Origin of the sequence: Salmonella sp. 2018103 (assembly GCF_026247685.1) — a bacterium.
Taxonomy (GTDB): domain Bacteria; phylum Pseudomonadota; class Gammaproteobacteria; order Enterobacterales; family Enterobacteriaceae; genus Salmonella; species Salmonella enterica.
On the sequence record NZ_CP111029.1, the window covers coordinates 3304865 to 3318525 of the forward strand.

Here is a 13661-nt window from a genome sequence, read left to right on the forward strand (position 1 = left end):
GCATTATGGACGAATACTCACCCAAAAGACATGATATAGCACAGCTTAAATTTCTTTGCGAAACCCTGTATCATGACTGTCTTGCAAACCTTGAAGAAAGCAACCATGGCTGGGTTAATGACCCGACCTCAGCAGTCAACCTGCAGCTCAATGAGCTGATAGAGCATATTGCAACTTTCGCTCTTAATTATAAAATTAAGTACAATGAAGACAATAAATTGATTGCGCAGATAGATGAATATCTGGACGACACCTTTATGTTGTTCAGCAGCTATGGTATTAATACGCAGGATTTGCAAAAATGGCGTAAATCGGGCAACCGCCTGTTCCGTTGTTTCGTCAACGCCACCAGGGCTAATCCTGTTAGTTTGTCTTGTTAAAAATTATTACAATCATAGGTAGAATTTATGTCTGATAAACCATTAACTAAAACTGATTATTTGATGCGTTTACGGCGCTGTCAGACAATTGACACTCTGGAGCGCGTCATTGAGAAAAATAAATATGAATTGTCCGACAATGAGCTGGCTGTATTTTACTCAGCTGCGGATCACCGTCTTGCAGAATTGACAATGAACAAACTCTACGACAAGATCCCCTCTTCAGTATGGAAATTCATTCGTTAATCACGCTACATTACTTTTTAGAGAACACGCAGGTGTTATCTGCCTCCTCGTTCTGGCTAATAACACAACGGGCTATTATAAAACAGTGATATAGATCACATACCAATAGCAGGGAACGTTCCCTCTAATACTTTATTATTGCTTCTATTGCGATAATATCCACCAAGGGGAGCGCGCGATGAGTGACGAAAAACAAAAAATGATCGCTGGGGCACTGTATTGCCCGACCGATGAAACTTTATGCCAGGATCGACTGCGGGCGCGTCAACTCATCCATCAATACAATTATACTACGCCTGATGAAATAAATAAGCGTCAGGCGATTTTACGCGACCTGTTGGGTCGATGCGAAGACGCCTATATTGAACCTTCCTTTCGTTGCGACTACGGCTATAATATTTTTCTTGGTCACTCCTTTTACGCTAACTTCGACTGCGTCATGCTTGATGTTTGCCCAATTCATATTGGCGATAATTGTATGCTCGCGCCAGGGGTACATATCTATACCGCCACGCACCCGCTGGACGCCGTCGAACGCAACAGCGGCAGAGAATTCGGTAAACCCGTCACTATTGGAAATAACGTCTGGATAGGCGGACGAGCCGTCGTTAATCCTGGCGTAACCATCGGCGATAACGTCGTCGTCGCTTCAGGCGCTGTGGTGACAAAAAACGTACCGCCAGACGTCGTGGTAGGCGGAAACCCGGCGCGAATCATTAAAAAATTGTAGCCAAAATGATAACTGTTATGCTAATTCGGAGCTAATCTGTTACTTTTTTCACGTTACACCTCCCTTTAAAATGGGCTGTTATTACCTCCTATGTCGCAGAAATCATGAAGGCAAAAGATGACAGAGATACAGCGCCTGCTTAGCGAAACTATTGATGACTTAAACGTCCGTGAAAAACGCGATAACAGGCCGCGTTTTAGTATCAGTTTTATCCGCAAGCATCCTGGGTTATTTATCGCGATGTATGCGGCCTGGTTTGCGACGCTGGCGGTCATGCTGCAATCAGAAACGCTGGTGGGGTCAGTGTGGCTGTTAGTGGTGTTATTTATCGCATTTAATGGCTTCTTCTTTTTCGACATCGCCCCGCGTTATCACTATAACGACATCGATGTGCTGGACCTCCGGGTCTGTTACAACGGCGAATGGTACAACACCCGCTTTGTTCCCCCCACGCTCATTGAGACGATTCTTCAATCTCCACAGGTGGATAATGAACATAAAGTCCAGCTGCAAAAAATGGTTGCCCGTAAGGGCGAACTTTCCTTCTACGATATTTTTACGCTGGCCCGCGCAGAAGCCAGCCGGTAATAAAAAAGTGCGCACCCTCCCTGGTACGCACTGCTTTCCCTGAACTGTTGTTTTTTTAACGCCTTTTTTTACGCCCCTGAACCGCCTTAAAACGCGGATTTGTTTTACAAATCACGTATAAGCGTCCTTTGCGTTTGACTATCTGGCAATCCGGATGCCGTTGTTTTGCATTGCGAAGTGAGTTTAACACCTGCATTTCATTTACCCCCTTTTAGCGCCGATAAAATGACCGAAACGTTTCTGGAAGCGTGCGGCGCTACTTTCGCTATCAAACGTTTTCTGTCTACCGGTATAAAAAGGATGCGATTTTGATGACACATCAATAGTGACATACGGATATGTCACGCCGTCCAGTTCGATTTCACGTTCAGTTTTGATAGTTGATCCCACTTTCACATATTCATTTGCGCTGGTGTCGTGAAATACGACGGTGCGGTATACAGGATGAATATCAGGTTTCATTGCGCCCTCTCAATTATGTTATAACATAACAGTAAAATACGCTATCAACGCTCCTTTTTCAACCGGTAAACATTCACGATCTCTTCCTGGCGGCAAAAGCAATGTGGCGTAACGCGTTAGTCTGGCCCCTATATCTGTAAAATCGATAAAATAGCTTTATCATTCGAGGGCGCGATTTACGATCGGATATACTTTCTCTACGCTGTGTTTATAAGGACATCACTGTGACAACACGACATCTGGTCAGCCTGGTAACGGGAGTGCTTATCCTGTCTGTCCTTTTCCCGATAGGATTGAGTCTGTGGCTGGCGCACCGTCAAGTTGAAAAAAGGTTTAACGAAGAGCTGGATATCTTCTCGTCCCGGGTGGCGCTACGTACAGAAAGGGTCAGTGACCAGGCAAAAGCCGCGTTAACGCATATTGCCTCCTTTAAAGGCGAGCCCTGCAGCAGCGCCCATTTACTCGCCATGCGCCGCGTGTCTTATAGCTTTCGGTATGTCCAGGAAGTTCTGTATCTTAAAAATTCGATTCCCGTTTGCTCCTCACTTGAAAAAGAGAGCCATATTCCCGCTTTCCCTCCGCCCATGAAAATCACTCGCGACGGTTATCGCGCCTGGTTTACGGCGCAAAACGATCTGGGTATAAAACGCTATATGGCGGCACTCGGGAGCGACAGCTATATCGTGATGATCGACCCGGCGTCCTTTATCGATGTGATTCCGTTTGGCGCATGGCCGATTGACGTCGCTATTATTGGCCGGGAACGCAATACTGTGGTTGCCAGCAGCGGTAACCTTGACCTCGCTATTCTTCCGCTCATTCACCATGAGACGCCCCTGCGGCTGGAAAACCGAGGCATTCAGTATGCTATTCACCCCTTTCCGGAAATGGGCATTACTATCGTAAGCTGGGCACCGACCGCTCCGCTGGAAAGGAGCTGGTATCGACAGGCATTTATCTGGCTACCGGCGGGCATCGTAACGGGTCTGCTGGCTGCGGCCTTTATTCTGCGTATTTTGCGTCGGCTACAGTCGCCCCGCCACCGTCTCCAGGATGCGATAGACAATCGCGAAATTAACGTACACTATCAGCCTATTGTCTCCCTGAGCAGCGGAAAAATTGTCGGTGCCGAAGCTTTAGCTCGCTGGCAACAGGCGGACGGCACCTTCCTTTCGCCGGAAATTTTTATCGCGCTGGCTGAACAAACCGGGCTCACGGAGCCGCTAACCCGGCTAATCATCGAAACCGTTTTTGAAGACATGGGGAGTTGGTTAAAGTCCCATCCCGAACAACATATTTCAATCAATCTTGAGGCATCCGATCTGGCGTCGGAAACGTTGCCGACGCTGTTAAGCACGCTGCTGAACCGTAGCCAAATTTCTCCGTCGCAAATCGCGCTTGAATTAACGGAGCGCGAGTTCGCCGATCCGAAAACCAGCGCGCCCATTGTCGCCAGATACCGTAACGCGGGACATTCCATTTATATTGATGACTTTGGCACCGGCTATTCCAGCCTCAGCTACTTACAAAATCTGGATGTGGATGTCCTTAAAATTGATAAATCTTTTGTCGATGCGCTGGAATATAAAAACGTCACGCCGCATATTATTGAAATGGCGAAAACGCTCAAACTTAAGATGGTCGCAGAAGGCATCGAAACGATCAGGCAAGAACAGTGGCTACGCCAGCATGGCGTGCATTATGGTCAGGGCTGGTTATACAGTAAACCCCTACCCGCTACGGCATTTATTCTTTGGGCGGAACAGCGGCTATAACGTCGCACAGCAGAAAAGAACAGTGTGGAGAGGCACAAATGGGTGGGGGCCCTGCCAGCTACATCCCGGCACACGCGTCATCTGCCTTGGCTGCTTCCTTCCGGACCTGACCTGGTAAACAGAGTAGCGTTGCGGGAGAACCAACAGAGCCCCCATTGAGAGCGTTGTGAACCAACGCGCAGACGCATTATCACTGCTATATCGTGCAATTGCAACCCATCAGGCATCGGATGCTGGTTTCTTGCGCATCCGGGCTTTCCTCCCCCCTTATTCCAGATTATCCTGAAGCATTAACGCAGGATTCTATTATGGATATTCAGGACACATTTCCTCAACGCGTCTGGCAAATCGTCGCTTCGATCCCGGAAGGGTTTGTCACGACCTACGGCGATGTCGCCCGGCTTGCCGGTTCGCCTCGGGCGGCGCGTCAGGTCGGCGGAGTTTTAAAACGTCTGCCGGAAGGCAGCACTTTACCATGGCATCGGGTGGTGAACCGCCACGGCGCGATATCACTTACCGGGCCGGATCTACAACGGCAACGTCAGGCATTACTGGCGGAAGGCGTGGTGGTGTCGGGAAGCGGACAAATCGATTTACAACGCTATCGCTGGGTGTATTAACCCTCTCCGTAACGGAGAGGGTTGGCGCAGGATTAATACTGGGTAGGCGCAGGAACGGCAGAAGACGGATTGACCTGGGTCGGTGAGGTCGATGGAACCGTCGTCGTCGCACCGCCGCTGGCCTGCACAGGCACCGCCGTTTGCTGTACCGGTACCAGCGTCAGATCCGCTTTAGTGCCGCCATTGTTAATCACCGGTTTCACGCTATCGGTAATAAATACCAGCTTATTATCAACGGTGATGGCCGCGCTCAGGAGAATGCGCGCGTTAGGTTGAATATCTGATGGGTTAAACGGCAACACAAAACTGAAAGGCGCCTGTTTACCTTCGGTACGTACCGCTTTTTGCGACAGCACCTTAGACGGCGCATCAGCCAGCGAAGCATCTGAAAGCGTCACGGTCAGCACCGCATCTGGCGGCAGAGCGACCTTCTGGCGGATCCAGACGGTACCGGAAACATTGGGTTGCTGAATAGTAGACTGGTTAGCTGTAATCGACATGTTAGGGTTTGGCGCAGGCGTCTGGATATCAGCGCTTTTATCAGCGCAGGCCGCCAGAGATATCGCAACCGCTAAACCACTTACGATGTGCACGAGTTTCATTCAATTCTCCTTATCATCAATGCACCAGCAGGCCTTTCCCCCCGCCGGAAGAGTGGTTAACAGAAACATAACGTGATTAAGTGTGGCACATGTCACTCATTTTTGCCTGGAATTGGTCTGTTATTCAGACTTTTGTACCCATCGGACCACTTGCAAAATTGCGTTATACTCTGCCCTACCTCGCTTCGGCATCGTTGTCACCTGGAGAGTATGTATGAGTCAGACACTGAATAATTTGCTGACATTATTGAATCTGGAAAAAATTGAAGAAGGACTCTTTCGGGGCCAAAGTGAAGACTTAGGGCTGCGCCAGGTATTTGGCGGTCAGGTGGTGGGCCAGGCGCTCTATGCCGCCAAAGAAACGGTGCCGGAAGCGCGACTGGTGCATTCATTCCACAGTTATTTTCTGCGGCCAGGCGATAGCCAAAAACCCATTATCTATGACGTAGAAGTGCTGCGCGATGGGAATAGCTTCAGCGCCCGCCGCGTTGCCGCTATTCAGAACGGGAAACCCATCTTTTACATGACCGCCTCATTCCAGGCGCCGGAACCGGGTTTTGAACATCAAAAAACCATGCCGACGGCAGTCGGGCCGGAAGGACTACCGTCAGAAACGGAAATCGCGCAATCGCTGGCGCATTTACTGCCGCCGATTCTGAAAGAAAAGTTTCTCTGCGATCGCCCGCTGGAAATTCGTCCCGTCGAATTTCACAATCCGTTGAAAGGTCACGTCGCCGCGCCTGTGCGTCAGGTATGGATTCGCGCCAATGGCATCGTTCCGGATGACATTCGCGTCCATCAATATTTACTGGGATACGCCTCGGATCTGAATTTCCTTCCCGTCGCGCTTCAGCCTCACGGCATCGGTTTTCTGGAAAAGGGCATTCAGATCGCCACTATCGATCACTCTATGTGGTTCCATCGTCCGTTCAATTTTAATGAATGGCTACTTTATAGCGTGGAGAGCACTTCCGCCTCCAGCGCCCGGGGCTTTGTTCGCGGCGAGTTTTATACTCAGGATGGCGCGCTGGTCGCTTCAACCGTGCAGGAAGGGGTAATGCGTAATCACAATTAAAAAACATGCCGCTATGCGGCGTTAATGGCCTGATGACGCTGCGCTTATCCGGCCTACGGTAAACTGGATAAGCGCAGCGCCATCAGGCATGTTGCGCAATCACGCGTTATACGCATTCTCGCCGTGACTGTTCACATCCAGCCCCTCGCGCTCCTGCTCTTCCGGTACACGCAGTCCAACAAGGATATCCGCCAGTTTGTAACCAACAAACGCGACAACGCCGGACCAGACGACCGTAATAGCAATACTTTCCAGCTGTACCATCACCTGATGTCCCATCGTAACGCCGTCGACAAAGCCAACGCCGCCCAGCGAACTGGCGGCAAAAACGCCGGTCAGGATACAGCCGACTATTCCGCAAACGCCATGAACGCCAAATACGTCGCACGGATCATCTACCCGTAACAGACGTTTAAGCATGGTGACTCCCCACAATCCCGCCAGCCCCGCAATAACGCCGATAACCAGCGCGCCGCCAACACCAACATAGCCACAGGCTGGCGTCACGCCGACCAGACCGGCAATCGCGCCGGAACACGCCCCCAGCAGGGAAGGCTTACCGCGTAGCGTCCACTCGCCGATAATCCACCCCAGAATCGCGGCGGCGGTCGCCACCACGGTGTTCACAAAGGCCAGCGCTGCTATCTCGTTTGCGCTACCAGCAGAACCCGCGTTAAATCCAAACCAGCCGATATACAGAATCGCAGTACCGGTAAAGACCATCGGCAGATTATGGGGTTTAAATGCTTCTTTCCCAAAGCCGACGCGTTTGCCAATTAAATAAGCCCCTACCAGCCCGGCGATAGCGGCGTTAATATGCACCACCGTACCACCGGCAAAATCCAGCGCGCCGTGAGCAGCCAGCAGGCCGCCGCCCCACACCATGTGCGCAATCGGGATATAAGAGAGCGTGAACCACACCACGACAAAAATCAGTACCGCCGAAAAACGAATACGCTCCGCCAGCGCGCCGACAATCAGCCCGACGGTAATACAGGCGAAAGATCCCTGAAACGCGACATGAATATACTGATAAATCGTACCCGTTACCGCCGTCAACGCGATATTCTTCAACATCGCCCCATCGGCATTACCGAAGAAATGATTCCCTTCGCCAAAAGCCAGCGAATAGCCGTACACCACCCATAAAATACAGACCAGCGCAAAGGTGACGGTCACTTGCGTTAACATTGACAACACGTTCTTAGCGCGAATTAATCCGCCGTAAAACAGCGCGATACCCGGTATCGTCATGAACAGCACCAGCGCGGTGCAAATCATCATAAAAGCACTATCCGCTTTATCGGCAACCGCCGGCGCGGCTATCGTTAGCCCAGGCAGCAGCGCCAGTGAAGCCAGTGTGGTTTTTATCATCGCTATCTTCATTTTTTCATTTCCTGTTGCTGTGTGGCGGGTCTTACAGCGCTGCTTCGTCAGCTTCGCCGGTACGAATCCGAATAACGCGCATGAGCTCCGCGACGAAAATTTTGCCGTCGCCAATTTTTCCGGTGTAAGCCGCTTTACTGATGATATCGATCACCTCTTCCAGTTGGTCGTCGGCGATAGCAACATCAATTTTGACCTTCGGCAGGAAATTCACGCTGTACTCCGCGCCGCGATACAGTTCGGCGTGTCCTTTCTGACGGCCAAACCCTTTCACTTCGGTGACGGTCAGTCCCTGAATGCCAATGGAAGAAAGCGCCTCCCGCACATCCTCCAGCTTGAACGGTTTGATAATCACGGTAACCAGCTTCATAGAACCCTCCAGTCAGAATTAGGTAACGGCTGCCGCCGCGCATGGACTCTTCAGAATGGATATTGCAAAGGATGTGCCAGAAGCTGGCGAGCGAGGAAAAGCGCGGTTAGCGGCGCGTCTTTATATTGACGCGCCCCAACATTGAAGCAGGGAAAGAAAAACGCACCACGACGGTGCATGATGGGCGAGGTTTTGCCCTGTGGCGCAAAACCTTACGCCGCAGGGCCGGGTTCTTCGTGTACGCTGGCGGCTAACTCCTCGCCAACTAGCTGTAATTGATACATTTGCCAGTAGCGCCCTTGCGCCGCCAGCAATTGTTGATGCGTCCCGCGCTCCACCGCCTGGCCGCGATGGAGAACCAGAATGGTATCCGCCTCCACGATTGTCGATAGCCGATGGGCAATAACCACCAGCGTGGTGCGCTCGCGAATCGCCGCCAGCGCCTGCTGTATCGCCTGCTCAGTGCCGGAATCGATGCTGGCCGTCGCTTCATCAAGAATTAATATTTGCGGGGCGTCAACCAGCACGCGCGCCAGCGCCAATAGCTGTTTTTGCCCGACGGACAACGTATTTCCCTGCTCGCCGAGATGCGTATGCAGCCCGTCGCTCAGGCCGCGCGCCAGGTCTGCCAGTTGTACCGTTTCCAGCGCCTGCCACACCTGCGCCTCGGAGACATCGCGCCCCAGCGTCACATTAGCCAGAAAGGTATCCGCCATCACTACCGGGTCCTGTTGAACCATCGCCACGCCCTGGCGTAAAACGCGATGATTAAGAGAGGAGATCTCTCGCCCATCCAGCCGAATTTCGCCTTGCGTCAGAGGGTAGTACCCCATTAATAAGCTGGCGAGCGTGCTCTTCCCGCTGCCGGTGTGCCCCACCAGCGCCACAAAGCTACGGGACGGTACTGATAGCGTAATGTCCTGTAAAACAAGATTATCGTCGCGGTAAGCAAACGACAGATGATCAATATCAATCGCCCCGCTTTGTAACGGCCTGTCGTCGCTGCCATAGCGCTGGCGCGGGCGATCCATCAGTTCAAAAACACGCTCTCCCGCCACAACCGCCTGCTGTAGCATGGATTGCTGGGTGGTCAGTTCAATGAGCGGCTCGTTCAGACGTGACAAATAGCTAATGAACGCATACAGCACCCCGACCTCAATCGTGCCGGCAGACGTAAAGCTGAAAAGCATCAACAAACCACACAAAATGAGCGCAGAAAAGAGGCTAAGCAGCGGACGCAATAAAAAGCCGTCTAAGCGTAGCGTCTGCATCCGCGCCATGTAGTGCGAGCGGCTGGCCTCGCCCATGCGTTCGCCGAAGCGCGCCTGCTGGCGAAACTGCTGGATTACGCTCATCCCGTTGATGATTTCGTTAAAGCCGTCGTTAATATCCGCCAGATATGCCCGCACGCGGCGTACAATCGGCGTGCTGTAGCGCTGATAAATGATCATCACGGTCAATACCGCCGGAAAAATCAAAATCGCCACCAGCGCCATCCGCCAGTCAAGGCTGAACATGGCGACCAGCATGGCGCCGATCAACGCCGCGCTACGTAATACCGTCGCGACGACCGTGACGTACAGATCGCGGATGACTTCCGTATCGTTGGTCACGCGTGAAATTAATTGTCCGACAGGCTGCGTGTCGAAGGCGCTTAGCGGCTGACGCAAGGCGGCATCCATGACGTCCGTGCGCAAGGACTGAACCACGCCAACGGCCGCCCGGTTAAATAATAAAGACTGGGCGTAATGCAGACCCGCCGCCAGAAACTGTAGCCCCACATAGGCGGCCGCCAGCCCCGCGACCTTGCCCAACGGTAAATGGTGGCGGGCCACCATGTTATCAATGAAATAGCTGATCAGCAGCGGACCGCTAACCTCCGCCGCTGCCGCAATCCACAGCATCATCACCGCGACAGAGAGCGGTTTTCGCCATGGCGAGCCATACGCCAGCAACCGTTTCAGCGTCGGCCATAGCTGTCCAAAACTACGCATTCACCGCCTCCTCGCCGCGTTCCGGCGCGTCATCCAGAGCGGCCTCCAGTTGCTGATAGCGATACATATCGCGATACCAGCCAATCTGCTGCGCCAGTTGATCGTGATCGCCGCGCTGAACAACATGACCATGTTGCATAACGATAATTTCATTGGCGTCGGTCAGCGCGGATAAACGATGCGCGCTGATGATGACCGTACGCCCTTCGCCCCACTGGCGCAAATTATGCAAAATCTGATGCTCCGTGCGGCCATCTACTGCAGAAAGCGCATCATCGAGAAGCAGAATTTCCGCATTTAACAGTAGCGCTCTGGCAATCGAGATACGCTGTTTTTGCCCTCCCGATAACATGACGCCACGTTCACCTACCTGCGTGTCGTAGCCCTGAGGCAAGCGGAGAATATCCTCATGTACGCTGGCTAAACGCGCCACCTGTTCAATCTCCTCCTGAGTCGCCTCCGGGCGTCCGAGCGCAATATTATTGGCAATAGAGTCCGAGAACAAAAACGGCGTCTGGCTGACGACCGCCAGTCGGCTACGCCAGCTATCCAGTTGCAGATGCGTCAACGGCATGTCATGGAATCGGATCTCTCCCTGCGTCACATCAAAATGGCGCTGGATAAGCGACAATATTGTGCTTTTCCCCGCGCCGGTCGGACCGCATATCCCCAGCATCTGACCCGGTTTAAGACGAAAGTTCACATTCTCCAGCGCCGGATGCGTCGTTTGCGGATAGCAAAACTCACGAATGGCCGCCGTCAGTTCGCCGCGCCCCGCCGGGACCGGCTCTTCGCCATCCTTAACTACCGGCGCTTCCGCCAGCATGGCGCGGATGCGGCTGTAAGCGGCGCTACCCCGCTCCACGATATTAAACATCCAGGCCAGCGCCAGCATCGGCCAAATCATCAACCCCAGATACATCATAAAGCTGGTGAGTTCGCCCAGCGTCAGGCTGCCGTTAACCACCATCCAGCTTCCGCCGCTAATCGCGAGCAGGTTCGCCATGCCAATGGCGATGTAAATGGTTGGATCAAAACGCGCGTCAATACGCGCCACGCGCATATTTTTCTTGCCGGTATCTTCGGCATCCGCCGCAAACAGCGAAGACTGGCGGTCCTCCAGACCAAACGCTTTGATCATGCGGATGCTGGTCAGACTCTCCTGCGTGCGGTCGTTCAGGCTGGAGAAGGCGGCCTGCGCCAGTTTGAAATAGTCATGCAGCCGATCGCCGTAACGTTTGATCATCAGCGCCATAATCGGCATCGGCAACAGCGCTAATAGCGTTAGCTGCCAGCTAATTTGCGTCGACATGACAATCAGTACCGCGCAGCCCATTACCAGCGAGTCAACCAGCGTCAGAACGCCCTCGCCCGCCGCAAATACGACGCGATCCACATCATTCGTCGCACGCGCAATAAGATCGCCCGTCCGATGGCGCTGATAAAATTCAGGATGCTGACGACTCAGCTGGCGATAATAATCTTCACGCAGTTCGACGGCTAATTGATAAGAAGCGCCAAATAGCAGCACGCGCCAGACATAGCGCAACAAATAGACCACTACGGCGATCAGGGCAATGGTGCCAATCCACATCGCTATTCGGCCTGGAGTAAAATGCTGTGCGGTTACGCCATCCACGACAATCCCCACCACTTTGGGCGGGATTAGCTGAAGCATCGCAATAAGCATAAGCAGGGCCACCGCGCCAAGATAGCGACGCCATTCCCGGCGAAAGTACCAGCTTAATTGAGCAAATAATCGCACGCGTTATTTCCTGATATGATTTCCGGCAATACCGGGAGAATTATTCAATGGGCAGAGAGGTGGTGTACTTAATCTGTTCCATCGCAAAACTGGAGGAGACGTCTGACAGTCCTGGGACGCTATTGACCAGACGTTTATAGAAGTCGTCATACCGCTTCATGTCGGCCACCTGAACTCGCATCAGATAGTCGTATTCCCCCGCCATCCGCCAGAAGCCAAGCACTTCCGGCATCTCAGAGACGACGGTCACGAACCGACAGTACCATTCACTGCTGTGGTGCTGCGTTTTTATCAACACAAAAGCGGTTAACCCCAGCCCCAGTTTTTCCGGGTCCAGCAGCGCGACCCTGCCAAGCAGGATACCGTCATCTTCCAGGCGTTTAAGCCGCTTCCAGCAAGGCGTTGTCGTCAGATTAACGGCATCCGCCAGCGCCTGCAAAGAGAGGGTACAGTCCTGCTGCAATAAGCAAAGCAGTTTACGGTCAATTTTATCTAACATACCCACTCCATAGAGAATATTTTTCTCCTTACATTGTAATTTAAAGGCCAAATAGCAACAATTTTTTCCGTACTTTTCGCTACTCTTGGCACAAAATGATAAATGGATATTAATGATGAGTAGCAATTGGGTTAAAAATGCCATTAATGAAATTAACGCTGACCACCAGCGCTCGGCGGATACGCATCTTATTCGTTTGCCCCTGTCGGCATTTCCAGGTATCCAGCTTTACCTGAAAGACGAAAGCACGCATCCCACCGGTAGCCTCAAGCATCGTCTGGCGCGCTCGCTGTTCCTTTATGGGCTGTGCAATGGCTGGATTAAAGAAGGCACTCCGATTATTGAAGCGTCATCAGGCTCAACGGCGATTTCCGAAGCCTGGTTCGCGCGTTTACTGGGACTGCCGTTCATCGCCGTCATGCCCGCCTGTACCGCAAAACGTAAAATCGAACAGATTCAATTTTACGGCGGCCACTGTCATTTTGTGGAGAGCGCCTGCGAAATTTATGCCGCCTCCGAGCGGCTGGCGCATGAACTGAACGGTCACTATATGGACCAGTTTACCTACGCAGAACGAGCTACCGACTGGCGGGGCAACAATAATATTGCCGACAGTATTTTCCGCCAGATGCGCAACGAACCCCATCCGGTACCGCGATTTATCGTCATGAGCGCCGGAACGGGCGGAACCTCTGCGACGATTGGGCGCTATATTCGCTGCCAGGGCTATGATACTCAGCTCATGGTGGTGGATCCGGAAAATTCCGTCTTTTTACCTTACTGGCAGGATCGCGACGCTTCATTACGCAGCCCGGTGGGCAGTAAAATTGAAGGAATTGGTCGTCCGCGAGTAGAGCCTTCTTTTATTCCGGATGTCGTGGATGAGATGCTGCGCGTGCCGGACGCCGCCAGCGTTGCCACCGCACACTGGCTGGAAACGCAGCTAGGCCGTAAAGTCGGTGCCTCTACCGGCACGAATATGTGGGGAGCGCTGCAGCTTGCGGCCCGGATGCGCGAGGCTGGAGAAACCGGCGCTATCGTGACGTTATTGTGCGATAGCGGCGATCGCTATCTGGATACCTATTACCATCCGTCCTGGGTTAGCGACCATATCGGCGATTTGACGCCGTGGTCAGCGGCCATCGCAAAATTACTTACCGGCGACTAGA

Annotated in this window: 16 protein-coding genes and 1 other RNA gene; 8 read left to right on the forward strand and 9 right to left on the reverse strand. The window is 52.5% G+C overall.

Going from position 1 to position 13661, the window contains the following annotated elements; genetic code table 11:
- Positions 1-5 precede the first annotated feature (5 nt).
- The 4 genes from tomB (at position 6) to OLG56_RS16120 (ending at position 1944) form a co-directional block, all read left to right on the forward strand.
- Entirely contained in the window at positions 6-380 is a 375-nt protein-coding gene (gene tomB / locus OLG56_RS16105; RefSeq protein WP_000344807.1) for an Hha toxicity modulator TomB, read from the forward strand.
- A gap of 27 nt (positions 381-407) precedes the next feature.
- Positions 408-626: a hemolysin expression-modulating protein Hha gene (gene hha / locus OLG56_RS16110; RefSeq protein WP_001280991.1), complete on the forward strand. Its 219-nt coding sequence runs from the start codon at positions 408-410 to the stop codon at positions 624-626.
- 178 nt (positions 627-804) lie between these two features.
- Entirely contained in the window at positions 805-1356 is a 552-nt protein-coding gene (gene maa / locus OLG56_RS16115) for a maltose O-acetyltransferase (protein WP_001278791.1), read from the forward strand.
- Positions 1357-1473: 117 nt separating this feature from the next.
- Positions 1474-1944 (forward strand): YlaC family protein, encoded by a 471-nt coding sequence (locus OLG56_RS16120; RefSeq protein ID WP_000136183.1) that lies wholly within the window; start codon positions 1474-1476, stop codon positions 1942-1944.
- A gap of 55 nt (positions 1945-1999) precedes the next feature.
- Here the strand turns inward: OLG56_RS16120 and ykgO are convergent, their stop codons facing one another.
- Positions 2000-2140 carry a type B 50S ribosomal protein L36 gene (gene ykgO / locus OLG56_RS16125; RefSeq protein ID WP_001197749.1) on the reverse strand — a complete coding sequence of 47 codons (141 nt, stop codon included), beginning with the start codon at positions 2138-2140 and terminating at the stop codon, positions 2000-2002.
- A 5-nt stretch (positions 2141-2145) separates the two neighbouring features.
- A complete protein-coding gene (locus tag OLG56_RS16130; RefSeq protein ID WP_000801415.1) occupies positions 2146-2406 on the reverse strand; it encodes a type B 50S ribosomal protein L31 in 261 nt (86 codons plus the stop codon).
- Between the two features lie 224 nt (positions 2407-2630).
- On the opposite strand from OLG56_RS16130, the gene pdeB reads away from it, so the two are divergent.
- The gene (pdeB, locus tag OLG56_RS16135; RefSeq protein ID WP_001642888.1) at positions 2631-4181 is read left to right on the forward strand and encodes a cyclic di-3',5'-guanosine monophosphate phosphodiesterase PdeB; all 1551 of its coding nucleotides are present in this window, start codon (positions 2631-2633) and stop codon (positions 4179-4181) included.
- 49 nt (positions 4182-4230) lie between these two features.
- On the opposite strand, the gene ffs is transcribed toward pdeB, so the two are convergent.
- An RNA gene (gene ffs, locus OLG56_RS16140) (signal recognition particle sRNA small type) lies at positions 4231-4327 on the reverse strand.
- A gap of 84 nt (positions 4328-4411) precedes the next feature.
- On the opposite strand from ffs, the gene OLG56_RS16145 reads away from it, so the two are divergent.
- A complete protein-coding gene (locus tag OLG56_RS16145; RefSeq protein WP_000961285.1) occupies positions 4412-4801 on the forward strand; it encodes an MGMT family protein in 390 nt (129 codons plus the stop codon).
- Between the two features lie 32 nt (positions 4802-4833).
- On the opposite strand, the gene OLG56_RS16150 is transcribed toward OLG56_RS16145, so the two are convergent.
- The gene (locus OLG56_RS16150) at positions 4834-5403 is read right to left on the reverse strand and encodes a YbaY family lipoprotein (protein ID WP_000779802.1); all 570 of its coding nucleotides are present in this window, start codon (positions 5401-5403) and stop codon (positions 4834-4836) included.
- A gap of 214 nt (positions 5404-5617) precedes the next feature.
- On the opposite strand from OLG56_RS16150, the gene tesB reads away from it, so the two are divergent.
- Entirely contained in the window at positions 5618-6478 is an 861-nt protein-coding gene (tesB, locus tag OLG56_RS16155) for an acyl-CoA thioesterase II (protein ID WP_024797536.1), read from the forward strand.
- 99 nt (positions 6479-6577) lie between these two features.
- Here tesB and amtB read toward each other — a convergent pair whose 3' ends face one another.
- The 5 genes from amtB to decR all read right to left on the reverse strand — a co-directional run bounded on the left by amtB (position 6578) and on the right by decR (position 12492).
- On the reverse strand, positions 6578-7864 hold the full coding sequence (amtB, locus tag OLG56_RS16160) for an ammonium transporter AmtB (protein ID WP_000684912.1): 1287 nt from the start codon (positions 7862-7864) through the stop codon (positions 6578-6580).
- A 31-nt stretch (positions 7865-7895) separates the two neighbouring features.
- The gene (gene glnK, locus OLG56_RS16165; protein WP_000780341.1) at positions 7896-8234 is read right to left on the reverse strand and encodes a P-II family nitrogen regulator; all 339 of its coding nucleotides are present in this window, start codon (positions 8232-8234) and stop codon (positions 7896-7898) included.
- 212 nt (positions 8235-8446) lie between these two features.
- Entirely contained in the window at positions 8447-10228 is a 1782-nt protein-coding gene (locus OLG56_RS16170) for a SmdB family multidrug efflux ABC transporter permease/ATP-binding protein (RefSeq protein ID WP_001256074.1), read from the reverse strand.
- Positions 10221-11993 (reverse strand): SmdA family multidrug ABC transporter permease/ATP-binding protein, encoded by a 1773-nt coding sequence (locus OLG56_RS16175; protein ID WP_001235560.1) that lies wholly within the window; start codon positions 11991-11993, stop codon positions 10221-10223. Before OLG56_RS16175 ends, OLG56_RS16170 begins: the two co-directional genes overlap by 8 nt.
- Positions 11994-12033: 40 nt before the next feature.
- Positions 12034-12492 (reverse strand): DNA-binding transcriptional regulator DecR, encoded by a 459-nt coding sequence (gene decR / locus OLG56_RS16180; protein WP_061377230.1) that lies wholly within the window; start codon positions 12490-12492, stop codon positions 12034-12036.
- A gap of 112 nt (positions 12493-12604) precedes the next feature.
- Here decR and cdsH point away from each other — a divergent pair, with 112 nt between their 5' ends.
- The gene (gene cdsH, locus OLG56_RS16185; RefSeq protein ID WP_000987850.1) at positions 12605-13660 is read left to right on the forward strand and encodes a cysteine desulfhydrase; all 1056 of its coding nucleotides are present in this window, start codon (positions 12605-12607) and stop codon (positions 13658-13660) included.
- Position 13661 lies beyond the last annotated feature (1 nt).